This is a genomic window from Pseudoalteromonas sp. CH_XMU1449-3, assembly GCF_037027245.1.
GTDB lineage: Bacteria > Pseudomonadota > Gammaproteobacteria > Enterobacterales > Alteromonadaceae > Pseudoalteromonas > Pseudoalteromonas shioyasakiensis.
The window spans coordinates 20,488-45,364 of record NZ_JAYMDY010000007.1; the positions used below are offsets into that span (position 1 = coordinate 20,488).

Genomic DNA, 24,877 nt, shown 5'->3' on the forward strand with positions numbered 1-24,877 from the left:
GAGATTGTTGTGGAAATTAAAAACAACAACATCGTAATTACCGGTGGTGCGCAAGGTTTAGGCTTTGCGATGGCCGAGAAATTTGCATCCCTTGGTGCGAACATCGCTCTTATCGATATGCAACAAGACGTACTAGATACTGCAGTATCAGCGCTTGCTAAGTATGGCACAAAAGTCATGGCGTATGCTGCTAATGTGACCGACGAAGACGCTGTGGTAGCAACGTTTAATACTATCAACAAAGACTTTGGCCATATCGGCGTGTTAATTAACAACGCGGGTATCTTACGCGATGGTATGTTTATCAAAGCAAAAGAAGGCAAAGTAGTTGATAAAATGTCGTTGGCTCAATTTCAATCTGTTATTGATGTGAACCTAACAGGCGTATTTTTAGCTGGTCGTGAAGCTGCAAGCCACATGATTGAGTCTGGCAAAGGCGGCGTTATTGTTAATATGTCGAGTGTTGCCCGTGCTGGTAACATTGGCCAAACAAACTATGCTGCGTCTAAAGCCGGTGTTGTTGCGATGACAACAGGTTGGTCGAAAGAATTAGGTCGCTTTGGTATCCGTGTTGGTGCAATCGCACCAGGTGTTATTCGCACCGCGATGACAGATGCAATGAAACCAGAAGCAAAACAACGCATGATGGCGGTTACGCCAGTGGGTCGTTTTGGTGAAGCAGAAGAAATTGCTCAAACAGCACAATACATTGTAGAGAATGACTTCTTTACAGGTCGTGTTGTTGAAATTGATGGCGGTATCCGCCTTTAGTTTGAAATGGTAACCCTTTACCCATTGAAAGTACCAAAACGGTAAGCCTAGCTTGCCGTTTTTTTATTTTTAAAGTATTTTAAATTCATAATGATAAGGAGATTTGTTATGAACACGGATGGCATTACAGTATCAATGAGCAAGGGAATTAAAGCCAACTTCAAGCTGGGTGAACATTTAATTCAATACTGGGGTTCTGCTTACTCAGGTAAAGAAGTTTTGAAAGTAGACAGTGAATTAATAGCAGAATCACGTAACTTTAAAACTAAATCTGTTCATGAGTTTAATGTTGATGGTAAAGTCTGCCAATTAACAATTTCAGTGACTTTATTCAGGAAGTTTTCTTCTACCATTACATTAGAGTGTGAGGGTGAGCTAGTTCACAGTTATCAACTCACATATGGTAAAACCCGACAAATTGCTTGGTATTTAAAAGCAATCCCATTTTTATTTGCAGGGGTTTTAGGCTGGTGTTTTGCCGCTGATATTCTTACCTTATTAGAGTTGGTTATCTTTTTTTGCTTAACCTTTGCAGTATCAGAACTGGTTCTGAAAGATCAAGGCTGGATCATCGAAGAGCAAAAGCCTTGTAATTAACTGTTTAGCATTCAATAATTAAGCGGTTAAAAGCCGCTTAACTTTGAGAGATGCAGTGAATCCCAAACAAATCCGCAATTTTTATATCAATGAAGAACAGTCTGTTTATTTACTGTCTCACCATGATGCTAAAAAGCACCGTCAATGGCTTAATATTTGTATTAAACAGCTTACTTTGCTTGGTTACAGTGACGTTGAATTAATTGGCTCTGGTGCATTCGGATTTGTTTTTGCCGGTGTTGATGATGAAAACCTACCTTGGGTATTTAAGTTTTCCCGGATAACCCTTGCACAAAGTGTGCGTGACCGTCTAGAAGACGAAGCGTACATGCTCTCGCAAGTTAATAATCCGCTGGTGCCAAAATTTTATGCCTTTGAACGCATTAAAAAGCAAGGCATTTTAATGATGGAGCGCGCTCTAGGTGAAGACTTAGAAAAAATCTCTATCAAACAGGGGCGTTTTAGCGCAGCAAAAGTTATGGCGCTGGCTCTTAGACTACGTAATGTGCTTTTAGATTTACGTGAACACAAAAATGGCTTAAGCCCTCAGCCAATTGTGCATGGCGATATTAAACCCTCTAACATTGTTTATGATGAACAAACCAATAAATTGTCATTGGTAGACTGGGGCAGCTCTGTTTACGCACAAATAGATGCTGAAGGTAATCCGGTTGCCAGCAACTTTATGGATCTTATGTCTGCTGATATTAGCACCACTAATGCACGCATGGGTGATGTGTATTTTATTGGTGATGAGCAAATGTCTGGCGGGCAGTCATCGCCACGTTTTGATGAACAAGGTGTCGCATCAACCCTTTATGCACTGGCCTCTGCACAATCATGCCGGTTTGGTGCGGCGGTGATTCCGGCTACAAGCCTGAATTTACCTATGGAGCTTGCCCGGGTTATTGACGGTATGCTTTCAAAAGATAAGGCAACCAGAGATGGCGCAGGTGATTATTTTATGCGAAACATGCCTACAATGGCTAAAGCTTACCTCCCTGAGCTGCCCCGTAAAGTCATTCGCCCGTATATTCCTTATTGGTTTAGTGAGTTTGATGAACACCCAGACACGGTGGTTTATAGCTCACGTAAACAATTTTTAAGACAAGCCGACCATAATCAACAATTACTTGATGTAAACGATGCCCAGCTCGACAGATACTACAAAGAGTTTTTATTTGATACCGGCGACACCGAAAAAGCATTTTTGGCCTCAATAAGCCGATTAGCAAAATACCCAGTAGTAGGGGGCCTTAGTTTTCATTGGAAAGAAAACTCACTGTTTGTTGAGTCTTCACTTATTTTACATGATGAAACGCTCGGCACTGCGTTTACCGATGCGATTAACAACACGGTGATGTTAGCACAGGGGATTGAACAAAAAGGTCTCTTTAAATGTTGCTTGTTTGATGCGCGTAAAACCATTCAGCTCGAGCGTGATGGCACAGGTGCGTTTAAATTTGAACATTTACCTGAGCTTGATTACGAAGTAATGGATGTACAAGCATCAGACGTAACCAGGCCACACTCTTACTTTGAAGATGGTAAAGACCCTGATGAGCAACTACAGCTCCCGAAAAAGGTTATAAAGTGCGTATTTGAGCTAAACCAAATACACCACACGGGCTGTATCATTTTCGAAGCCTTACCTGATAGGATGAAAATACATCATTACTATCGTTTGCTTGATGCCAGTAAAGAGCCTGAATTTAAACGCTTATTGAGTAAGCTTATGCAATACGCAGTCAATATTACCGATGTTGGTGTAGCAGGCTTTATGAAGCTACCTTACAAAAATACCCGTGAATTTGATTTGTGTACTAAACAGCCCGATGAGTTTTATCCGCGAGATCCAAAAAGAGTGTTAGACATATGAGCCTTCTGCCTATGGCTGATGCATCGGCTAATGAGAAAGACAAAATTGATGCATTAAGATGTATTAAAATGCGGAATCTTGTAGGAGCTGCAAACAATACAAAGTGGAATGAGCTCATTTGTGAAGTGCGAGAATGGAAAAATTGGCAACCACCTTTTCGTTCAAAATGGGTAACTGGGCATATATCAGAGTGGGATTGTGAGTGGTGCTATCATTTACCATTTCCTTTTATTGGTGCTCAGTGGCTAGATTTATGTTTTATAGAAGAGGTAGTAGATGTCAGAAGGCATCACTCTATAAAAGAGTTTGATCACTCTGAAAGCTTAACTGAGCTTTTAGATAAGATAGGTTTATCTTACGATAAAGGTAAAACAACAATAAGAATTTGGGGATATCTTCCTAAGTGTTTTGAGCATTTTGATGAATCTTAATAGTTACATCTTGAATGTATTTAAACAAAGTCACTAAAAGTGATCACAATAGTAAGGAGTCTGGCTGATGAATCAATTAACAGAGAAAAAGATTACTTGTCCGTATTGTGGTGAGCAAATAGAAATCTTATTGGATCCAGCTGACGTAAATCAGCAATATATTGAGGATTGCCAGGTTTGCTGTAAGCCAATTAACTTTTTAGTTTTTGAAAGTATAGATGAAGAGCTTTCAGTTACAGTATCAAGTGATGATGAAAGTAGTGGTTTTTCTAATTTTTAAAAGTTAGATTTTAAGATTCCTATTTTATTAAATAAAAAACCTGCTAAATAGCAGGTTTTAGGGTAATTGGCTTTTACTTATGCTCTTCAATTATCTCAGTGATCCCCTCTGCCGAGAGTATTTCTATCCAATAGCCATCAGGGTCTTTAATAAAAGCTAGGCCTTTCATCGAGCCATCGTCTGGTTTTTTGACAAACTCAACATCGTATTTTGCAAAACGCTCGCATGCTGCGTATACATCTGGCACACTAATACCGATATGACCAAAGCCTTTTGGTTCATCATTACCACTATGGTAACCAGCAAAATTGTCGTCTTTTTCTGTGCCCCAATTATGTGTAAGCTCGATAAGAGCAGGGCGGCGAAATACCCACTGTGCTTTTTCTTTATCGGTGCCTTTTGGCATGTCTTGTTCATAACCTAAAAAGTACAGCGTAAACTCCATTTTAGGAAAATCATATTTACCCAGTAACTTCATGCCTAAAACATTTTGATAGAAATCTAAAGAAGGCTTTGGATCTTTAATGCGCAACATTGTTTGTTGCATCACGTAATCTTGCGTTGCATTTGCAATTTGTTCAGGTGATTCGTTGTAGTTAGACATACACATCCTTTTTTAATGACATTAATGATGATTAACTCAGTCTAACATATTCAAGTTACCCTTAAATTAATAACAAATAATATTGACGTCTTTAGATAGCCCTTCAAATCTTAACTCGCTAACTCGCTAACTCGCTAACTCGCTAACTCGCTAACTCGCTAACTCGCTAACTCACATAAAAAACCGCCCTTAAAGGCGGCTTATTTCAACTAACAGCTTATAGCTCAAAACTTAAAGCTTAATTACCCCAAGGGTTACTCGCACTTGAACGTTGCTTACGGGTTCGGGCTTTTTGCTTGGCTTCTTTTTTAGCGTGAATACGTTTAGCGTCGGTAAAACTTAACTCACAAGGTTCACCTGGTTTTTGATCAGCAGGGATCACACGATCGCGCGGCGGTAATTCATAGTTTACATCGTCTGGGCGTGGTAAATTTTTGAGACGATACAAATAAAAGTTCTCGACTTTTTCTTGTGCCCATTGGGTTTTACGTAAAAACTTAACCGCAGATTTTACATCTGGGTTATTCTTAAAGCAGTTCAAACGCATATAGGCGTGGAGTAATTCCCAGCCATATTGCTCGACAAGCTCTGTAACGACTTGCTCGATACCAACACCTTGCAGTGGGTTATTGCTGAAAATTTCTTTATTACTCATTAGACTTTCCGGGATTACAAAACTAGGGTAAGTATAATTGCCTTTACCCTAGTTTTATAGCTAACTTGCTAAGAATGTTTATATTCGAGCTTATTCTTTACAATTGACCACTACACGGCCGCGAATTTCACCTTTTAATAAGGCTTCTGCATTTGCAACGGCTTCAGAAAGTGGAATTTCTTGCGAAATAGCATCGAGGTACTGAGCTTCAACTAATTCGCTTAAACGTTGCCATGCTTCAATTCGGTCAGCTTTAGGGCGCATTACACTATCTATACCCATTAGACTAATGCCACGAAGGATAAACGGCGCTACCGTTGCCGGAAAGTCCATACCTTGTGCTAAACCACACGCTGTTACAACACCATCATATTTAATCGATGCACATACATTTGCTAGGGTGTGGCTACCCACGGAATCAATTGCGCCAGCGAATTGCTCTTTAGCGAGTGGTTTCCCTGGTGCTGAGAATTCTTCGCGTGGTAAAACGCGTTTTGCGCCTAATTTTTCAAGGTGATCTGCTTCGTTCATTCGTCCTGTTGTCGCAACTACATCAAAACCTAGTTTATTTAACAAATAGATAGCAAAACTACCCACGCCGCCATTAGCACCGGTAACAAGAATTTCGCCACTTTGGGGTGTGATACCTTGTTTTTCTAAAGCGATAATACTCAGCATTGCCGTATAGCCTGCAGTACCAATTTGCATAGCCTGTTTTGGTGTTAAATTAGCAGGGAGGGGGATAAGCCAATCAGCGCTCATAGACGCTTTTGAACTCAAACCACCTAGGTATTTTTCCCCAACACCAAAGCCATTTAACAGAACTTTATCGCCTACTTTAAATTCATCGCTTTTAGAGTCTGTTACTGTGCCTGCAAGGTCTATCCCGGGGATCATAGGAAATGTTCTTACCACAGGTCCTTTACCTGTAATGGCTAGGGCATCTTTGTAATTCAATGTACTGTAGTCAACATCAATATTTACATCTTGCTGGTGGATGCTTTCTACAGGAAAGTCTGTGTATTCGGCACGGTAGCCTTGATCATCTTTGTTGATAACTACCGATTTTACTGATGTTGTCATGTTGACTCCTTTTAGACCGATCGTCTTTTAATGGTTAAAATAAAACCGTATTTAAACGGCTTTATAAAATTAAGCGTAAAAATTGTGCTGTATAAAGGGTAAGCGGTTCACTTGATTTATCAAGTTTAGAGCGCATGACTGCGCCTTCCCAGCCAATCCAAAAGAACTCAGCAAGCATTTTGCAATCTGATGATTGAGGAATTTGCTTTTGCTTCTTAGCATCAACTAAGCATTGCTCGATTAAAGCTTGCCAGTTGGCGTAAGCCTGTTTTATGCGGTCAATCATAGGCTCATCAAGGTGACTGATTTCTTGGTTTAAATTACCTATTAAGCAGCCACGTTTAAACTCAAACTTTGCCATGCCTTGTTTGGCGTCATTGGCAAATAGCACAATCCTCTCAAGAGGGGTTGTTGAATCGTTGTTTAGGTGGCGTTTTAACTTTGCCTGAAAATAGCTGTCGTAAGCATCAATGAGTGCTAAGCCAAAGTCATTCTTACTTTTGAAGTAATGATAAAAAGAGCCCTTGGGTACCTGAGCTGATTTTAATATTAAATCAATGCCGGTTGCGCTAAAGCCTTTTTCGGTTAATACAGCTAGCCCCGTATTAATCAAAAGGGCACGGGTATCTGCATTTGAACGCGCTATTTTTGGTGGCCTGCCACGACGGCTTGGCACAGAGTTATTTGTTTCCATACCGACCATATTAGACCGATCGGTTTTTAATATGCAAGCATTAAATTGACTAAATTGTAATCATCATAAATTTGTCATGATTACAATTTAATTGGGAACTTTGCCGAAATTGGCTTGGTCACAAATAATGAAGCTAAAAGAGCTGTATCGTTTTTAGCTGAATTTAAGTGTATTAATAGATGGTTTTAGTTGAAGAGGTACGACCACTTAGTCATTTAAAATGTTAATTCATTTGAGCATCAGCACGTTAGTTATTGTCAATTTATTTAATTGCTTTTTGCTATTTGAATTTAACAGTTTTATTAACTATTCATTAAATGTAGATGTCAATTTCGCTACATATCTATAAATATAAAAAGGTGAGGATATTACCTATGAAGAGACAGAAAAGAGATCGTTTAGAAAGAGCTCATTCTCAAGGTTATAAAGCAGGCTTGGCAGGCCGTTCCAAAGAACAATGCCCTTATCAACAAATCGACCCTAAATCTGAGTGGTTAGGTGGCTGGCGAGAAGCCATTGAAAACCGAAACATGTTTAAAACTTAATATAGGCACCTTATTTACGCAAAAAAGCCCCATTTAGGGGCTTTTTTGTATCTGCTATTTTGTATCTTAAATTAAAGATTAAAACGCAGATGTATCTTGGAAAAGACCTACTTTAAGATCTTTTGCTTCATAGATTACGCGGCCATCTACTTCTACAGTACCATCAGCCATACCCATGAATAATTTACGTTTAATAACACGCTTCATGTCTAAACGGTAAGTTACTTTTTTAGCTGTTGGCAAGATTTGACCTGTGAATTTAACTTCACCTACACCAAGTGCACGACCAAGACCTGGACCACCAGACCAACCTAGGAAGAAACCAACTAATTGCCACATAGCATCAAGACCAAGACAACCAGGCATTACTGGGTCACCTTTAAAGTGACAGTCAAAGAACCAAAGATCAGGATTGATATCTAGTTCTGCAACGATTTGACCTTTACCGTGCTCACCACCATCAGCAGTGATAGAGATGATGCGGTCCATCATTAGCATGTTGTCACTTGGTAAACGACAGTTGCCTTCACCGAACATTTCACCTTGACCGCAAAGGACCAATTCTTCTTTTGTATAGCTGTTTTTAGGTTCCATAACTCTCATTCATCGCTTAGAAATTGCTCCGTACTTTAGCGTACACTTGTACGCTAAACAACTCGGAGCAGTTAATTATTTGCTATTTTTAGCTTGTTTTATGACCATTTAATTAAACTGTCGCTGATAAAGGGAGATAAAACCGCGCATTGTGAAGTAAAAATCATTATAATTGCTGTGATTCTTTAACCAGTCTAAAGGAAATTTATGATCCTTTTTGTAAACTCACTGACAGTGATTGATTTTTCTTACTTGTGTAATAAACGCGGCGCAGTTGGCGAGAGCTGGATTGTGGATTTAACTCTGCACGGTCAATTAAATGATGAGTCGATGGTGCTTGATTTTGGTTTAGTTAAAAAGCAAATCAAGGGCATTATTGATAACTGTATCGACCATAAACTTGCTGTGCCAGCCACTCTAAACGGTTCACTAACACAGCATGCTGATCACAGCGTGCTAGATTGTCACTTTGGTGATAATTATCACTTAGCAATGAGCGCTCCTAACCAAGCATATTGTTTAATCGATGCTGATGTTATTGATGAAAAATCGGTAACCGAGTTTTTAATTAAAACTATTATGCCTGAGCTCCCTAGCAACATCGAAAAGATTGAAATAAATTTATACCCAGAGCATAGCCAAAGTTTTTATTATCATTACAGCCATGGTCTTAAAAAGCACGATGGTAATTGTCAGCGTATTATTCATGGCCATCGCTCACAGATTGGTATTAGCCTTGATGGTATGGCTATGCCTCGCTTACAAAAAGAGTGGGCAGATAAATGGGAAGACATTTATCTAGCAACAGCTGAAGATGAAATAAATAAATCAGAGCTCAAGCATGTAACTGCACAAGAGAACGATGTGTGCTTTGCATATACATCACAGCAAGGTTATTTTGAAATGGCGATAGACAAATCACGCTGCGACATTTTACCTTGCGATACTACGGTTGAGTGCATTGCAGACTACTTAAGTTCACAAGTTAAAAACCAATACCCTGATTCAGAAGTTAAAATTACCGCTTACGAAGGGGTTGGTAAGGGGTCAATCAGTTATGCTTAAAGGATTATTAATAGCAGCATTTGCAGGATTATCTTCTTTAACTGCAAGTGCTGTTGAATTAAAAGGACATTTAACTCAAGGTGGTTTAGTAACAGGCCAAATTGAAGGCGCTAAAAGTGTCAGCTTTAATGGTGAGCCTCTTAAGCTTTCAACAAATGGTGAGTTTGTGTTTGGCTTTGGTCGTGATGCTAAGACAAATCATAGCCTTTCTTGGGTTGATAGTGCTGGTGTAAGCCACGAACAAGCAATTATGATCACTAAGCGTGATTACAAAATCGATAAAATCACCGGTGTAGCAAAAAAATATGTTTCGCCACCTAAAGAAGTGTCTGAGCGTATTAGCCGTGAAGCTGTAGCTGTACGTAAAGCTAGGCAAGTTAATTCTGACTTAAGATACTTTTTAGACCCTGTTTATAAACCGGCAACGGGGCGCATTTCAGGTGTTTATGGTAGCCAGCGTTACTTTAATGGTGAGCCTCGTCGCCCGCACTTTGGTTTAGACATTGCCAATAAAACGGGTAGCCCAGTGTATGCGCCAGTGAGCGGCACAGTTGTTTTTGCTGATGCTGACTTATATTACTCTGGTGGTACCTTGATTCTTGACCATGGCCATGGTGTTACCTCTACTTATATTCATTTAAGCAAATTAGATGTAAAAGTAGGGGACGAAATTAAGCGTGGCGATAAAATTGCCGAGATCGGTGCGACCGGTCGCGTAACTGGCCCTCATTTAGACTGGCGTTTTAATTGGAAAAATGAACGCCTTGACCCTGCGCTAATGATGCAAGACACATTAGCTAATAAAAAGTAGAGACTATGACACAACAAATCGATCGTGACGCTATTATTGCAAAGCGTATTGCTGACTCAACAACGTCGGTAACAAAAACAGTTTTTCCTGGCCGTACCAACCACCACAATACTTTGTTTGGCGGTGACGCGTTGGCATGGATGGATGAAGTAGCGTTTATTGCTGCTACACGTTTTTGCCGTAAGCCACTTGTAACGATTTCGTCTGACCGTGTAGATTTTAAAGAAGCCATTCCGGCTGGTACATTTGCAGAGCTTATTTCTAAAGTTGTACACGTAGGTAACACTAGCCTTAAGGTAGATGTTGAAATCTTTTTAGAAACAATGCACAAAGACGATAAACACTTAGCTATTTCTGGTAGCTTTACGTTTGTTGCTGTTGATGATAACCACAGACCAACTCCGGTAGTGTGCGACAAAATGATCAACGGATTTGAATAAGACCTATACCAATCCGCAATAATACTTAATTATTTTGAGGGATTAAACCTGTTGCTACCTGCGTTAAAAATTTCTGATTTAGAACAACTAAATAACGAAATTTTTGCCTTGCTATCAACGAGGTTTTATTGCCTCAAAATAGACCACTTAATTAAGCGAATTGGTATTACAGTAAGTTCTAAATAAATTAAGTACCTTCGGGTGCTTAATTTAATACATAAGAAGAACACATCATACTATATTTGTTTTAAGTATATCTCAGCAAGGTACAAAATATGCGGCTATAAATTATCAGAGGGGGAGTGCGATGCGTTTACTATTTTTATTCAGTTATATAGCTATATTAGTGTTAGCTTTTAATCAATTTGATAGTTACTTTTTTGATTTGGCGGCCTCTTTGCGAGGGTTGCTAATTGTATTTAGTTTTTTACCTGCATTTTTTTTGTTGTGGTGGAACAAAAAACTATCTTTGAGTTTAATTGCTCTAAGTATTTGCTTAGTAATATTTCATTTTAAACCTTACTCATCATCTGAAGCGATTCAAAACACAGATATCAAAGTCGCCCAGGTAAATTTGCAATATAGTAACCCTAACTTAGCAAATATCATCACTAGCCAATTTATAAATGCGCAAAATGATATCTTAGTACTGTTTGAGTTTAATGATACGCAGCGGCATGTGCTTGATGAGCTAAACTCGAAATATCATTTATTTGGTTATGCTGAAGTTGAAGGGGCGCCATTTGGCATTATTGTTCTATCAAAACTTCCAATCGTACAAAGGCAAATTAAACGCTTTGATAATCCTAAGCTTGGCTATGTAAAGCTTAGTTTTTTACACAATAACGTTATGTTAAATAGTGTGTTTTTACATCCTCCATCACCTAGAACTCAAAATTTGTGGAGTCAGAGAAACTTAGTCTTAAGAGAAGTCGCTTCAGAAATTAAAAAGTTAAAGGGCAGTTGGTTAGTTGCTGGTGATTTTAATACAGTACCTTGGTCACGGTTCTTTATAAATAATAAAAGCAGTTGTTTTAATCACGCAGGTTTTTATACGTCTTGGTCTTTGAAAAACCAGCTAAGTGATTTAAAACTTTTGGGTTTACCAATAGATCATTGTTTAGTGAGTGAAGATGTTTCTTTATCTAATATTGGTGTTAACTCAGTAAACGGCAGCGACCACAAACTGCTGCACTATGAACTCACATTTTCTACGCATTGATTAAATTTAAGGTGACTATTTTCAATTAATATATCAACCAGCATAGTTAGCTCAAAATTATCCCAAGGTTTTGCAGTAATCATATTAGCAATATTATCGTTAAGCGCACTTTTAGAAGCTTCTAGCTCTGCATAGCCGGTAATCAAAAGGCGAGAGCAGTTTGGTTGCAGCAGTTTAATATCCTCTAAAACAGCAAAACCACTGATTGCAGGCATTAACAGATCACAAATGACTAAACTAATTGGGTTCTGTTTCGCATACTCAATAGCCGATAGAGGATCGCTGAAACAAATCACATGGTTATTAGTACCTAATAATCGTTTTAGCGAACGTAAAATTGCTTCATCATCATCGATGATTACAATGTTTTTTCTCATGAATGTGCTCCAAATAAGTGCTTCAAGTCATAGAGCATATGTTTAAAATTTCGTTTATGAGGGAATAGCCAAAAGGCTTTGTTCGAATACATAAGTGCCTTTGAATACTGACCAAGTTCACGGTAGAACTCGCCATAACATTCACTTAAACGTGCTTTGATTTTTTTAAGTTCATTGTTTGATACAACAGATTGGTTACGATTAATAATTTCAACCATGGCCGCTAGTCTATTTTCTCTATTTGATGTTATAGAGTTAGCACGCATTAGATAGTGCATTGCACATAGCGTTGAATAACCAACATAACCTTTTTTAGCTATTTTTAACCAGCAATCTAAATCGGTAGCGCTACTTAACTTATTGTCAAAACCACCCACATCAACAATGGTTGAGCGTTTAACCATGACTGACGAAGTGCCAACAATGTTGGTGGTGATCATTTGGCTTATTGGATTATCTAGAAATTGGAAGTCTGTGTTTTCTTTATTGCATTTAAATTCTGGCCAGTAATCAAAACAGCCAATTATATCTTCGTTATTTTCATTAAAATGCATGTAGTCAGTAAAACTTAACACACAGTCTGGGTGTTTTTTATGAAATGCAAACTGAGCTGCAAGCTTATCGGCTGACCAATAATCATCGGCATCTAAAAAAGCTAAGTACTCTGACTTTGCTTGTGTAATTGCAAGGTTACGAGCAGCGACAACGCCTTTTCTTTGTTGGCTAAAGATGCGTACCTCACTTTTGTCAGCAGCAAGTTGCTCAAGGTATTCTTTACTACCATCTGTAGAGCCATCATCAACAATAATTATCTCGAATTGCACATTTTTTTGCTGGTAAATGCTGTCAATACAGGTATCTAGATACTGCAAACAGTTGTAGTTAGGAATGATAATACTGACTTGGCTGTTCATAATATGCTCCAAAAGCATTTCTTCACGTAGTAAAGGATACGCAATTTAGACGCCAGCTTTAAATCTGTATTTTCTGTGAAATTACTCAGCCTTTTCTCTTTGTGCGTTGCATTTTGCAAATCTCCAGCAAAATTTAATCTCATTTCGGGAATTTAAAGGTTTAATAGCCGGGTATGGAACTTGCCATAGCTCTTATAACAGTTTTTATAGGAGCGTTTTTATGAAGCACATTGCTATTTTGGTCCCAAGCTTTCCAATTGCATCTGAAACATTTGTTGTAACGGAAATTAAAGCTCTTCTCAATGCAGGGCATAAGGTGACAGTTCTTACATTTGAAAAAACCAGTGTGATGATTAATTTAACCAGTGCCATTGAAGTTAAAAAAATCACTAAACCTGCTTTTAGATTGATCTTACCTTCTATGTTTAACATTTATAAGTTAGCAAGGGCAACGCATACTGCAGCTCAATTTAAATCAATTTCAACACAATCCTTGCTTGCTTATGGTTATCAAATTGCACGTTATATAAAAGCTGCAAAGATAGATCATTTACATTGCCATTTTATGCATGGGCCTCTTGCGTACGGTATCGTTGCGGCAAAACTTGCAGACATTACCGTATCTTCTATTGGTCATGGCCATGATGTTTACGTAAACAACGCAGACTTAAAACCCAAATTAGCTCTTTGTGATTTTTCAATAGCAGTTTGTGAAGAAATGGCTATGCAATTTAAGCGCTTTTCAAAGAGCAATGTTAAATTGTTGCATTGCGGTATCGATACTAGCCAATTTAAGTTTGTACCATCGTCCCTAAATGAATCTGTGCGTTTAATTTTTATCGGCCGTCTAGTTGAAAAGAAAGGGCTGCAATTCCTATTACCGGCACTTAAGCATATTCCAAAAGAGTTTGGCATAACCCTTGATATAGTGGGGGACGGGCCAATGCTGAACGATTTAATGTATATGGCTGAAGAGCTTGGTATTCGTAAATCTATTCGCTTTCTAGGTGAAAAACCTCATGACTGGGTTAGCTCAAACCTAATTTATTATTCTGCGCTTATCGCCCCTTTTTGTGTCGCAGAAAATGGCGATCGTGATACAGGCCCGTTAGTTTTAAAAGAAGCCATGGCTTGTGGCCTTCCTGTTCTCACTACCACCTTAATGGGAGCAAACGAAATTGTAACCCCAAGTGTTGGTATGAAATGTATGCCAGGTAGTATCTCAGGACTCAGCAAAATGCTTTATAAATTTCACCAATTATCTCCACATAAGCGTTATCTACTTGGTCAAAATGCTAAGCAACATGTTAACGAGCATTACAACGCAGTTAAGCAAGCTCAGCAACTTTCCAAATGGGTTGAATCTTTATAGGGAGGTTTTATGAGTAACTTAAAACAAATTGGTTACTTTGCTTTAGCTATTTTTGCAGTAAAAGGGTTTGGCTTTTTACTTTTACCAATTACAACTCGCTTTTTAGAAAAGAGCGAGTTTGGTGAGCTGAACTTTTTGGTGACCATGTCGGCGCTATGCTCTTTAGTGGTTTCTCTTGGTTTACCTGAGCTACTACTAAAACAACAGTACCCATCTTTTCGTGAAAAAATGGCGTTATTTAGAGACTCTCTGGTATTAACAATCTGTTTTAGTGCGATCTTTTTAGGCTGTAGCTTTATATTTAGCGAGCAAATTATTGCAACCTTACCTGCGCAAATAAAGGTGATTGATTTTAGGTTACTTATTTTAAATTTAACTTTTGCCTCGGTACTTGCTATCCCGTACACCTACTACAGGTTATTTGGTCACGCGCAAAAGTATTGTTTTTATAGTATTGCGCATGCTGTCATACAAACTTGTTTAACAATCACTTTGTTAGTTCTTGGTTTTAATGTAACCGGTGTAATGGTTTCAGGTGTTGTCTGCACGTTCATTATTATGTGTTTAACCTTAAGTGATATGCGAAGTGCACTTAAAGTGAGTTATTCTCGCTTTAGCTGGAGAATAAAAAAATCACAGACTGTATTCTTAACTTCAATTATCGCATCAGGTTTATTTGTTTATGCCGGTAATGGGGCAGAAAACTGGTTTATCGTTGCTGAATTTGACGAGAGTGTTTTAGCGAGTTATTACGTTGCAGCGCAATTTGCCATTATAACTTCGTTCACATTTGAGCCCATTAGGCTTTGGTGGTTCGCCAAACGCTTTAGCTTAATTAAGCAAGATAAAAAGCAATATCAAAATTATGCAATAACCTCATTAAATGCAGGCTTAGCTATGTGTGTTTTGATGAGTTTACTGGCACCAATCGTATTAAACTCAGTACTTCCTGCTGAATACCATGGCAAAGATAGCTGGCTGATTTTATTAATTATTGTTGTTGCCATACGCCATCACAGCGATATTTTCAATATTGGTTGCTACATGCATAAGAATGGTGTGTTTGTATCAATTATAAACTTCTTTACAGCACTTTTAGGTCTTAGTCTGCTGTACTTTTTAGTGCCAAAACTTGGTGTTGAAGGCGCTATTTTGGCGCTAATCATTATGCAAAGTTTTAAATTAGTTTGCCTTTACTCAGTTAGTCAGTATTTCGAGCCTCTAAAGCTAAACTTTGGAGCATTAGTACCAAGCTGGTTAGCATTGGGCTCTATAACAGTGATCACTTTACAGTTTATCGAACTTAGTTTGGCTAAATGGATCGTATGTTTTATCTATATTGTTGGTTTGGCTTATCAATATAGAGCATTAATTAAGCAAGTAATAAAAAGCTTAATGAAGGAGCATCACCATGCTCAATTACTATAAACAAAATCAGTTATTCATTAATGGCATTTTAGTAACCTTACTTGTGGTTGTTACCTATGCCATTTTGGGCCCGATAGCAGTTTTTGCATTGCTGCTATTACCTTTTGCCGCTTTCACTGCAGTAAAGGTAAGTGTGGCTTTTATAATTTTGTTTATTTTATTTAGCTACTTTAGATTACACGAAGCTTTTCCTTTTTTAATGCCTTTTAAAATTCCTAAGTTACTCGCGCTTGCGTCGCTATTGGGAATAGCTTGGCATCTATTTATCTCACAAAAATTAAAGCCACATTGGCATACTAATCATCTGATATTTTTTGTTTGGTTTATTTGGCTGACTGTTTGCGTTTTTAGTGCCTCAAATCGGGGTTTAGCGATGGAGTACTGGTCAGGTGTACTAACAAAAGTACTCATTATGGTATTTGCAATCTCGTGGTGGATGAGCACATTAAAGCATTTTAATGTGGTTAGAATTGGCATCATGATCTCAGGTGCCGCCATTGCCTTAGTTGCCCTAAGTAACAAAATGAATGGCATCGGCCTAGTAGAAGGAACTCGCGTCACTATTTCGCGAGAACTTCGCTCACAACTTGGTGATCCTAACGATTTATCACTTGTAATGATGTTTCCCGTTTCTTTTTTAGCTGCTGAAGTATTTGATTCAAGTGCCCATAAATTTAGACGCATCATTGCATTTATTTGCTTAGTTATCGCAATCAGCGGTGTTATTGCAACACAAAGCCGAGGAGGCTTACTTGGCATTGCTGCTGTACTTAGTTTCTTTATTTACCAGAAAGTTAAAAATCCTGTAGTGGTCGGCTGTATTGGTGCCGTGGGCATGTTAGCCATGGTTGCTTTTGCAGGTATTGCAGATAGGCAAAGTGGCGGCTCCCATGAAGGCGGTGTTGATGAATCTGCAATGGGTCGTATCTACGCTTGGCAAGCTGCAATCAATATGGCAATACATAATCCATTAACTGGGGTTGGGGTTAATAACTTTGTCGTTAATTACTATTTTTATAGCCCACATTGGGATGGCAAGAATCATGCAGTACACAGTACGTGGTTTCAGGTATTAGGTGAAACAGGCATCGTAGGAATATGCATTTTTGTGCTCGTGATTGCCTGTATTTATCGCTCCTTGAACCGTGTTTTCTTAATGAATAAACAGATTAATGACAAACAAATTGATGTAAATGCGAAAGCGCTAAAGGGCGGCCTAATTGGCTTTATGGTGTCAGGCACCTTTTTAACTCAGGCATTTACATGGCCTATATATATCATTCTTGCTTTAACTATTGCCTTAGAAAAGCTTGTAATCGATAAACAAAGGGAGACCTCACATGAGTGAAAATATTAAACAATGGCTTAAATCAAGCGACAGCCCATTCGCAAAATCACTTTTTCAATTTGCGAAATCGATTCGCAATCCGCAAATGTGGGTTATCCCAGGTATTCATTCATTTATATATAAATTGCATTTATTGGTTAAAAAAGTAGTGAATGAGCTAGGGCGCATTTTTTATTACACACCACTATTTAAAAGCCAAATCAAGGGCTCAAAAGCAAATTTATACCTGTATTCTGGCATGCCGCAAATTTTAGGAAAACTTGAAATTAGCTGTAATGACAACACACGAATTAGTGGCATCAGTACTTTTTGTGGGCGTAGTCATGGTAATTACACACCCAAACTTATAATTGGCAGTAATGTTGATATTGGTTGGCAGAATGCGTTTTCTGTTGGTCGAAAAATTGTTTTAGAAGATGATGTTCGCCTTGCAGGTCGGGTATTTTTAGCTGGTTTTCCTGGTCACCCTTTAAACTCTGAAAGACGTGCTCTAGGTGAGCCTGATGATGAATGCCAAGTTGGTGATATCATTATCAAACAAGGCGCTTGGATAGGCACCGGCGCAACTGTGCTTGCAGGTGTAACAATAGGCGAGGGTGCTATAGTTGCTGCAAGCGCTGTAGTTACTAAAGATGTGCCAGCAAATACTATTGTTGCTGGCAATCCAGCAAAAATTGTTAAACAGCTGGAGGGGACGCTATGAAATTTATTGTATTCGGCGAAGACTGGCAAAGTCACCCAAGTAGTACACAGCACCTATTTAAACAACTAGCAAAACAACATCAGGTTATTTGGATTAACTCGATTGGTATGCGAAAACCAACATTTCGCTTGATTGATTTGAAACGAGTTTTTAATAAATTAAAAAGTCTTTTTTTATCAAAGCGCACCCTTTTTTCATCTAAGCGCAATAGGCCAAATGCTAAAACAACGAATACTAGCCAGAACATTAATTTAACAGCACACACATTAGCGGTTTTACCTTGGCACGATAGCGTTATAGTAAGGCTATTTAATAAATGGATTTTTAATCGAAAAGGTTTCATAGATGATGAGCCAATTGTTTATTGGCTTAGTGTGCCTACGGCAATTAGTTTAATTTCACCGCGAGAGCAGGATAAAGTCATTTATTACTGCGGAGATGACTTCTCGGCACTTGCGGGTGTTGATCATAAAATGGTCGCGCCTTTTGAAAGTGACCTTATTGCCAAAGCAGACACCATTTATGTTGTGAGTGAGTTTCTTGCCAACAAAATGCCGAAATCTAAAGTTAAAATGCTTTCTCATGGTGTCGATTTAGAGCTCTTTACCGCGCAAACCACAAAAGCCGTTGAACTGAAGCAAATAAGCAAACCTATTATTGGTTTTTATGGTTCCTTGAATGCTTGGCTTGATAAAGCCTTATTGTTGAAGCTAGCTAAAGAAAGGCCTGAGTATCAATTAGTATTGATAGGCCACCTTGTCGAAGACTTCTCTGAGCTACTTAAGTTAGACAATGTATCCCATATACCGGCTGTAGAGCATGATCGTTTAGCTTCATTTTCTCAGCATTGGCAGGTATCTATATTGCCATTTGTTGATAATGAGCAGATCAGAGCCTGTGATCCACTTAAATTAAAAGAATACATAGCCACAGGCACACCTATTGTGACAACACGCTTTGCTGCGGTTAATCCATACCAAGAGACCATATTAATAGCAGACAACCACCAAGGCTTTATTCAGCGATTAGACTATGCTGTAAGCCTAAGTAAATCAAACAACTTGAATTGGCGAGCAAACCAATCTCAGCAAGCAAAGGATCATAGCTGGCAAGCAAAAGCCAAGTTAGTCTGTAAACAACTTAGGTTTTGCTAAATAAATCTTTCAACCCAAAGCCGCATCTTGTATCGCTACAAGATGCGGCTTTTTTCATTTTGGCTCACTAACTGCAATTAACTAACTATCTATAGAAATCTCGGTTGTTTTTATCAATTTGCAAATTAAAACCGAGCAATTTCGCAAAATGCAAAGCAAAAGGTAAAGTATGTTAGTTAAAGAGCAGATCAAACGGTTAATTTATTTAGGGCTTTATGCGCTTTACACGCGTATTAAGCTCTTTATTATTCCGTTTTGCATTGTGCCAATCGTCGTCATTGCACTTGGTTTATCTGCGCAAAAACAATATACCAATCACGCAACCATCTTAATCGAAGAGTCTGCACTACTTAATCCTTACTTAGATGATCTGTCTTTTTCGTTTCAACTTTCTGATCGTATGGCAGCACTGCGTACCTTAGTTATCAGCCGTAAGGTACTTATTGCAGTAGCAAAAGAAACCCAATTAATAGCTGAAGATGCTACTCCAAAACAAGTTGAAGAAATTCATCAAAAACTATCTAAAGCGTTATCACTTTCTTTAATTGGTGATGAGCTGGTCCGCATAAACTTTATTTGGCATGACCAATCACAAATGAAGCCAGTGCTTGAAAAGGTTGTCGAAAAATTTATTGAACGTTTATTAGCGCCTACAAAGGCGTCACTTGATACTTCTGAGCAGTTTTTCTTTAAACAGCTCGATAGTTTACGCGAAGAACTTGAATTATCTGAAGAAGCACTGGCTGATTTTAAAACCAAAAACAGTAATACCTTACCCGATGTATTACATAGCAATCGCCAAACCTTCGACAGCTTACTAAGTGAAAAACAACAAAAGCTAATTGCTCTTTCAGGGGCTAAAGCAAAACTGAATGCCTTAGTGAGTAAAGTAGGGCAAGCCAATCCAATTTTAGGCAAATTAGAAGAAAAGATAATTCGTACTGAATCAGAGTTAAGTCTTTTGAGAACACGCTATACCGATAAACATAGCAAGATTATCGAGAAAAAACGCACACTGGCAAACTTAAAAAGTCGCCAACAGGCGCTGTTAGAATCTAGTGAAGAGCTAGACACAACGGATCTTGATCAGTTATGGCAAATGGTTAATACGCTTCCGTCTGGTGATGGTAAAGAGAGCAGCGTTTTAGTTTCACAACTTCTTGCGCTTGAAGAGGCCCGTAATAATTTACTTCAGCAAGAACAAGAATTTGCAATGCTCGAAGAGCAAGTGCAGCTTGTCAGTGAACGTCTGTTAGTAACCAGTGATGTAGAAAAACAATTACGTAAACTAGAGCGTGATTACGATGTTAAACAGTCACTTTATAAAGACATGCTGAGCCGTTACGAAATGGCCAAAGTTACGGGCAAATTAGTTAAATACGAAGGACCTGACAAAGTTAAAACTATCGAGCGAGCTTATAGCCCAACACAACCTATCAATACCTCAATGCTGATGACCGTTATCGTTGGCATTGTGCTTGGGATTTTCACAGGTAGTGCAAGCGTATTTGTTGCTGCACTTTGTGATAGTCACTTAAAAGATATTAAAACCATCGAAAAACTTACCAGCGCAGAGGTGGTAACAGTACTTCCTATCGTCAATGCCGAAACTAACTTCGGTAATATTGAAGGAGATAAATCATGAATGTCATGCACTTAGTTCAACACCTACAAGTAGGTGGCCTAGAAAAAATGGCAATTACTTTACTCAAAAACAGTCAATTTAGTAGCTCGAGTATAATTGTTTCTCTTGAAGGAGACAGACAATCTGCGTTTGAGCAATGGCCAGAGCTTGAACAATATAGCCATCGAGTTATTTGTTTAAACAAAAAACCAGGCGTGAGTATTTCTGTTATCGCAAAGATAAAGGCATTAATAAAAGAGCATGATATCGATATTATTCACAGTCATCATGTTGGCCCTGTTATTTATGCAGGCCTTGCTTGTGCGTTGACCGGTGATACGGTTCGTCATATATCAACAATTCATGATGCCTGGTATTTAAATAACGTTAAACAATGTACTTTCACTAAGTTACTTAACTCATTAACGAATATTTATTGGGTCGCAGATGCACGAATTGTTGCCGATGAATTTAGAGCTAAAACAGCAATCATTCCTGAGCGCACCATTTTAAATGGTATAGATTGTGATAATTTTGTCGCAATTAATCAATCAACCGCCAGAAATCAGCTCAATTTACCCCACAAAGTTAAGCTAGTTGGCTGTGCTGCAAGGTTAATTGCAGGAAAAGGACACAAAGATCTTATTCATGCATTGCATTACTTACCTGAAGATTACCATATGGTGTTTGCTGGAGATGGCGATCAAAAAGTCATTTTAATGAATTTGGTACGTAATTTAGGGCTTAACGAGCGTGTGCACTTTTTAGGCAACGTTCACGATATGCGAGCCTTTTATTCGAGTATCGACGTGATGTGTTTGTATTCACAGCGTGAAGGTTTGCCATTATCGATTATTGAAGCCATGGCATGTGGTATTCCAGTTGTAGCGTCTGATGTAGGTGGAATTCATGAAGTTGTCACCGATAACGAAGGTGAGCTTGTATCGTTGAACGAGTTTAACAAGCTTGCACCGGCTATTTTGAGAGCATGTAAACTGCCACATGGTCTTTGCATTCGTCATCATGCAATTGCAGTCGCTGATGCAAGAACCATGAGTAGTAAATACGACAATTTATATTCTGCATTAGCAGTGTAGGAGCCAACCATGACTATTTTTACTACATTATTTATCATTTTAATGTGTATTGCTGCATATCATCATATTGGCTACCCATTATTACTAAAGTGTGTTGCAGGCAAAAAGCAAAAACCAAGCAAGCAAACCGTTTTTGATAACAACTACACACCGAATATTGCTGTTTTGATGTGTGCTTACAATGAACAACAGCATATTGCAGAAAAGCTTTATAACCTAGCATCACTAGTATATGACACTCACCATTATTCTATTCATGTTTATTTTGATGGTTGCACCGATAAAAGCTATCAACAAGCTCTTAAAGCACAGCAGGTATTACATAAGCAAGGCGTGCAGTGCTATTTTCACCATCGTGATGAAAACCAAGGGAAAGTACAAGGGTTAAATACCTTGATGGGGATGGCGAAATATCACAATGATATTTTACTGTTCACTGATGTTAGTGCTTTATTGAGCATTGATGCATTAAACAAAGTAGCTAAGCAATTTAGAGATCCGCAAGTGGCAATTTCTACAGGTGTTTACACCTTAGATGAAAATGCACCAGATGCGCAAAAAGCCTACTGGCAGTACCAAAACCAAGTGAAAAAATCAGAGTCGAACCTTGGCGCTGTGATTGGCGTACCAGGAGCTATGTTTGCCATGCGCGCAGAGTATGCAAATGAATTAGACAAAAACACAATTAACGACGACTTCGTGCTATCAATGAAAGCTTTAAGCAAAGGCGGGAAAGCTGTTGTTGATGAAGACGTTGTCATTTACGAGCGCGAATGCGATGAGCAAAGTGAAGATTATAAACGCCGAGTAAGATTAGGTGCCGGTAATTGGCAACAAATAAAAGCGCTGCTTTTATTACTTAATCCGCGTTTAGGGTGGACTTGTATGAACTTTTTCTCGCACAAAGTATTACGTGGGGTTATGCCAATTATTTTAGCCTGTATTTATGCTTGTGTATTTATAGAGGCTATCGTCACGCAATCTGTATGGTCACAATTTATTGCTACAGGCATTTTATCGCTTCATACAGTGCAAGCGGTTAAAACTATATTCGCCTTTAAAAAACGTATTCCTATCGTCGATAAAGTTAATTACATCTTAAACAGCTACTTTTTAGCACTTTGGGGGATCATTCGTTATGAACAAGGTTACTTTGACACTCCTTGGCAACGTGTAAAATCTGCGAGTAAAGCACAAACCAAGTCTGTTATTAAAGTCATCAAACGAAGCTTAGATATTGCAGGTGCCTTATTTGCGTTAAGTCTAGTTTGGCCTGTTTGTTTAATTGCAGCGCTGGCTATAAAGCTTACATCTAAAGGTCCTATCATATTTAAGCAACTTAGAGTGGGTGAAAGCTCAGATGACTTCGTTGAATTATTTTATGTTTATAAGTTTCGCTCTATGGTGGTTGATGCTGAGTCACGCTCTGGTGCTGTGTGGGCCAGTAAAGATGACCCAAGAATAACGGCAGTAGGGCGCTTTATGCGTAAAACACGAATTGACGAACTTCCGCAATTAATTAATGTGCTTAAAGGCGAGATGTCGCTAATTGGTCCAAGACCAGAGCGCCCTGTGTTTTATGGTAAATTAGAAAAAGACATCCCTTATTTTTGCCAACGTACTTACGGTGTTAAACCAGGTATTTCTGGTCTTGCTCAAGTGATGAACGGCTACGATGAAACTATAGACGATGCACGCAGTAAAATTGGCTGGGATTACGCCTATTCACTGAGTATGTCATCACCGCGTGCTTGGGCGAAGCTTGAGTTTTCAATTGTGATTAAAACATTACAGGTCGTTTTTACTGGTAAAGGGCAGTAAACCACCTCAATTTTGCAAAATGAATTAAGCAAATCACGTTGCATAATGCAAATTAACAGCAAAAAGTTAATTGCATTATGCATCACCCCATTATTTAGCCTTTAAATTTCAACATCTTATAAACTGGCATTTTAGTTGTACTAGTTACTATGACTAACCAATTTAACTAAGGTGAAGATCATGGCTAACAACACATCATTTTCTAACGATACCAAACTAATTTCACTACCTAGTGACTTTTCTGGTCTAGCCGTCGATGGCTTTAAAGATCAGTTTGAAGAAGTTGCACATGGCAAACAGCAAAGTGTGGTACTCGATTTTAGCTCTACTACGTTTATTGATTCATCTGGCATTGGTGCCATGGTGTTCCTATACAAACGCATCGAGAAAAAAGGGCAAAAATTATCACTGCTTAATGTGTCTGGGCAACCACACAAACTAATGAGTCTATTAAGAGTTGATAAGACGATTCCATTTATCGAACAAGCTGATATCGCGTGAGGTGATTTATGAAGCACATACTATTTACAATCATTTTGCTAACGCTTGGTGGATGTGCTTCTTGGCCTGATGAGGGGCAAGGAGGCTGGGCTGAAAAATATCAAAATTATCCGCTTACTGATGAACAACACGAGATGATTTACGACACACAAGAAACCGTGGTGCTAAGCGAATTTGAACATCATGTTTTAAAGTTAGATTTATTAAAAGCTCAAGGTATACAGCAATGTATGCCAGCACAACTGCTAAAAGCACAAATATACGAAAACCGTATAAGACGTCTAATAGCAGCGCAAATGTGGTCTGATGCTGAGCATGATTTACTTATTCACTATCACGGTTTAAATCAGCTTGCGAAGCACTTTGAAACTGTTAATGCGATGAGCCAATGTGCAGGCGTTACTGATACTGAAAAAAACATGACAGCATCACTTAAAGACCAGATCACTGAGCTTTTAAATAGTGATAACCAGTTCTCGCTGAATGATTTTCAGGTTACTCCTAAATACATCACACGTTTAGCACAAGCGGCTGACTTAATTAAACAAGTTGATGAAGTTAACTTACTGCTTGTTGGTCATGCTGACATTAGTGGTCAGCAACAAAACAACTATGAGTTAGCACTTAAGCGTGCCGAAACAGTAAAACACTGGCTAGGTATTTATGGTGTAAACCCTGCGACAATAACAACCTTAACGCAAGGAAGTTTAACACCGTACAGCGACGAACCTGACTCACGCTCAAAACGTCATTCAGATAGACGAGTAGAGGCAATTATTATCGACATGAGTGACGATAAAGCCACTAAACAAAAACATGCATTATCCAGCTGGACCAAAATCTTAAATGGTCCTAAGGAGCAATAAC

The 24,877-nt window shown here is 38.6% G+C and carries 27 protein-coding genes; 20 read left to right on the plus strand and 7 right to left on the minus strand.

The window, feature by feature from the left end:
- Positions 1-9 precede the first annotated feature (9 nt).
- The 5 genes from WA256_RS10225 (at position 10) to WA256_RS10245 (ending at position 3,958) form a co-directional block, all read left to right on the plus strand.
- Complete coding sequence (locus tag WA256_RS10225; RefSeq protein ID WP_062564422.1) at positions 10-771, plus strand: SDR family oxidoreductase; 762 nt, start codon at positions 10-12, stop codon at positions 769-771.
- Between the two features lie 108 nt (positions 772-879).
- Entirely contained in the window at positions 880-1,368 is a 489-nt protein-coding gene (locus tag WA256_RS10230) for a hypothetical protein (protein WP_062564421.1), read from the plus strand.
- Positions 1,369-1,423: 55 nt separating this feature from the next.
- A complete protein-coding gene (locus WA256_RS10235; RefSeq protein ID WP_335991024.1) occupies positions 1,424-3,247 on the plus strand; it encodes a protein kinase domain-containing protein in 1,824 nt (607 codons plus the stop codon).
- A gap of 11 nt (positions 3,248-3,258) precedes the next feature.
- Positions 3,259-3,678 (plus strand): DUF6678 family protein, encoded by a 420-nt coding sequence (locus WA256_RS10240; RefSeq protein WP_253108752.1) that lies wholly within the window; start codon positions 3,259-3,261, stop codon positions 3,676-3,678.
- Between the two features lie 67 nt (positions 3,679-3,745).
- The gene (locus WA256_RS10245) at positions 3,746-3,958 is read left to right on the plus strand and encodes a CPXCG motif-containing cysteine-rich protein (RefSeq protein WP_253108750.1); all 213 of its coding nucleotides are present in this window, start codon (positions 3,746-3,748) and stop codon (positions 3,956-3,958) included.
- A gap of 73 nt (positions 3,959-4,031) precedes the next feature.
- Here WA256_RS10245 and gloA read toward each other — a convergent pair whose 3' ends face one another.
- From gloA to acuR, 4 genes are all read right to left on the minus strand, one after another.
- Entirely contained in the window at positions 4,032-4,562 is a 531-nt protein-coding gene (gene gloA / locus WA256_RS10250; RefSeq protein WP_335991028.1) for a lactoylglutathione lyase, read from the minus strand.
- Positions 4,563-4,800: 238 nt separating this feature from the next.
- Positions 4,801-5,217: a VF530 family DNA-binding protein gene (locus WA256_RS10255; RefSeq protein ID WP_055021352.1), complete on the minus strand. Its 417-nt coding sequence runs from the start codon at positions 5,215-5,217 to the stop codon at positions 4,801-4,803.
- A 90-nt stretch (positions 5,218-5,307) separates the two neighbouring features.
- Complete coding sequence (acuI, locus tag WA256_RS10260; RefSeq protein WP_335991032.1) at positions 5,308-6,300, minus strand: acrylyl-CoA reductase (NADPH); 993 nt, start codon at positions 6,298-6,300, stop codon at positions 5,308-5,310.
- Between the two features lie 61 nt (positions 6,301-6,361).
- Positions 6,362-6,994, minus strand: a complete 633-nt coding sequence (gene acuR / locus WA256_RS10265; RefSeq protein WP_055021350.1) for an acrylate utilization transcriptional regulator AcuR — start codon at positions 6,992-6,994, stop codon at positions 6,362-6,364.
- Between the two features lie 374 nt (positions 6,995-7,368).
- Between acuR and rmf the strand changes: the two genes are divergently transcribed.
- Positions 7,369-7,539: a ribosome modulation factor gene (gene rmf, locus WA256_RS10270; protein WP_036968408.1), complete on the plus strand. Its 171-nt coding sequence runs from the start codon at positions 7,369-7,371 to the stop codon at positions 7,537-7,539.
- Between the two features lie 78 nt (positions 7,540-7,617).
- Here rmf and fabA read toward each other — a convergent pair whose 3' ends face one another.
- Positions 7,618-8,133, minus strand: a complete 516-nt coding sequence (fabA, locus tag WA256_RS10275; RefSeq protein WP_054553819.1) for a bifunctional 3-hydroxydecanoyl-ACP dehydratase/trans-2-decenoyl-ACP isomerase — start codon at positions 8,131-8,133, stop codon at positions 7,618-7,620.
- A 207-nt stretch (positions 8,134-8,340) separates the two neighbouring features.
- Between fabA and WA256_RS10280 the strand changes: the two genes are divergently transcribed.
- The 4 genes from WA256_RS10280 (at position 8,341) to WA256_RS10295 (ending at position 11,671) form a co-directional block, all read left to right on the plus strand.
- Positions 8,341-9,198 carry a 6-carboxytetrahydropterin synthase gene (locus WA256_RS10280; RefSeq protein WP_062564414.1) on the plus strand — a complete coding sequence of 286 codons (858 nt, stop codon included), beginning with the start codon at positions 8,341-8,343 and terminating at the stop codon, positions 9,196-9,198.
- Positions 9,191-10,009, plus strand: coding sequence for a M23 family metallopeptidase (locus WA256_RS10285; protein ID WP_269408647.1), 819 nt, complete (start codon positions 9,191-9,193; stop codon positions 10,007-10,009). Before WA256_RS10280 ends, WA256_RS10285 begins: the two co-directional genes overlap by 8 nt.
- A gap of 5 nt (positions 10,010-10,014) precedes the next feature.
- Positions 10,015-10,449, plus strand: coding sequence for an acyl-CoA thioesterase (locus tag WA256_RS10290; RefSeq protein WP_054561502.1), 435 nt, complete (start codon positions 10,015-10,017; stop codon positions 10,447-10,449).
- A 307-nt stretch (positions 10,450-10,756) separates the two neighbouring features.
- Positions 10,757-11,671: an endonuclease/exonuclease/phosphatase family protein gene (locus WA256_RS10295; RefSeq protein WP_335991043.1), complete on the plus strand. Its 915-nt coding sequence runs from the start codon at positions 10,757-10,759 to the stop codon at positions 11,669-11,671.
- Here WA256_RS10295 and WA256_RS10300 read toward each other — a convergent pair.
- Together WA256_RS10300 and WA256_RS10305 are read right to left on the minus strand one after the other, a co-directional pair.
- A complete protein-coding gene (locus WA256_RS10300) occupies positions 11,644-12,048 on the minus strand; it encodes a response regulator (RefSeq protein WP_253108742.1) in 405 nt (134 codons plus the stop codon). The genes WA256_RS10295 and WA256_RS10300 overlap by 28 nt on opposite strands.
- The gene (locus WA256_RS10305) at positions 12,045-12,962 is read right to left on the minus strand and encodes a glycosyltransferase family 2 protein (protein WP_335991047.1); all 918 of its coding nucleotides are present in this window, start codon (positions 12,960-12,962) and stop codon (positions 12,045-12,047) included. Before WA256_RS10305 ends, WA256_RS10300 begins: the two co-directional genes overlap by 4 nt.
- Before the next feature lie 220 nt (positions 12,963-13,182).
- On the opposite strand from WA256_RS10305, the gene WA256_RS10310 reads away from it, so the two are divergent.
- From WA256_RS10310 to WA256_RS10355, 10 genes are all read left to right on the plus strand, one after another.
- On the plus strand, positions 13,183-14,334 hold the full coding sequence (locus tag WA256_RS10310) for a glycosyltransferase (protein WP_335991049.1): 1,152 nt from the start codon (positions 13,183-13,185) through the stop codon (positions 14,332-14,334).
- A gap of 9 nt (positions 14,335-14,343) precedes the next feature.
- Positions 14,344-15,762 (plus strand): lipopolysaccharide biosynthesis protein, encoded by a 1,419-nt coding sequence (locus WA256_RS10315; protein WP_335991052.1) that lies wholly within the window; start codon positions 14,344-14,346, stop codon positions 15,760-15,762.
- The gene (locus WA256_RS10320) at positions 15,746-17,110 is read left to right on the plus strand and encodes an O-antigen ligase family protein (protein ID WP_335991054.1); all 1,365 of its coding nucleotides are present in this window, start codon (positions 15,746-15,748) and stop codon (positions 17,108-17,110) included. Before WA256_RS10315 ends, WA256_RS10320 begins: the two co-directional genes overlap by 17 nt.
- Positions 17,103-17,813, plus strand: coding sequence for an acyltransferase (locus WA256_RS10325; RefSeq protein WP_335991055.1), 711 nt, complete (start codon positions 17,103-17,105; stop codon positions 17,811-17,813). Before WA256_RS10320 ends, WA256_RS10325 begins: the two co-directional genes overlap by 8 nt.
- Positions 17,810-18,967: a glycosyltransferase gene (locus WA256_RS10330; RefSeq protein WP_335991057.1), complete on the plus strand. Its 1,158-nt coding sequence runs from the start codon at positions 17,810-17,812 to the stop codon at positions 18,965-18,967. Before WA256_RS10325 ends, WA256_RS10330 begins: the two co-directional genes overlap by 4 nt.
- Positions 18,968-19,136: 169 nt before the next feature.
- Positions 19,137-20,612 carry a GumC family protein gene (locus tag WA256_RS10335; protein WP_335991059.1) on the plus strand — a complete coding sequence of 492 codons (1,476 nt, stop codon included), beginning with the start codon at positions 19,137-19,139 and terminating at the stop codon, positions 20,610-20,612.
- Positions 20,609-21,688: a glycosyltransferase gene (locus tag WA256_RS10340; RefSeq protein WP_062564403.1), complete on the plus strand. Its 1,080-nt coding sequence runs from the start codon at positions 20,609-20,611 to the stop codon at positions 21,686-21,688. Before WA256_RS10335 ends, WA256_RS10340 begins: the two co-directional genes overlap by 4 nt.
- A 9-nt stretch (positions 21,689-21,697) precedes the next feature.
- Positions 21,698-23,509 carry a sugar transferase gene (locus WA256_RS10345; protein ID WP_335991061.1) on the plus strand — a complete coding sequence of 604 codons (1,812 nt, stop codon included), beginning with the start codon at positions 21,698-21,700 and terminating at the stop codon, positions 23,507-23,509.
- 180 nt (positions 23,510-23,689) lie between these two features.
- Positions 23,690-24,010 (plus strand): STAS domain-containing protein, encoded by a 321-nt coding sequence (locus tag WA256_RS10350; protein ID WP_054561490.1) that lies wholly within the window; start codon positions 23,690-23,692, stop codon positions 24,008-24,010.
- 8 nt (positions 24,011-24,018) lie between these two features.
- Positions 24,019-24,876 carry an OmpA family protein gene (locus tag WA256_RS10355; RefSeq protein WP_054561489.1) on the plus strand — a complete coding sequence of 286 codons (858 nt, stop codon included), beginning with the start codon at positions 24,019-24,021 and terminating at the stop codon, positions 24,874-24,876.
- The last annotated feature ends 1 nt before the right edge of the window (position 24,877 follow it).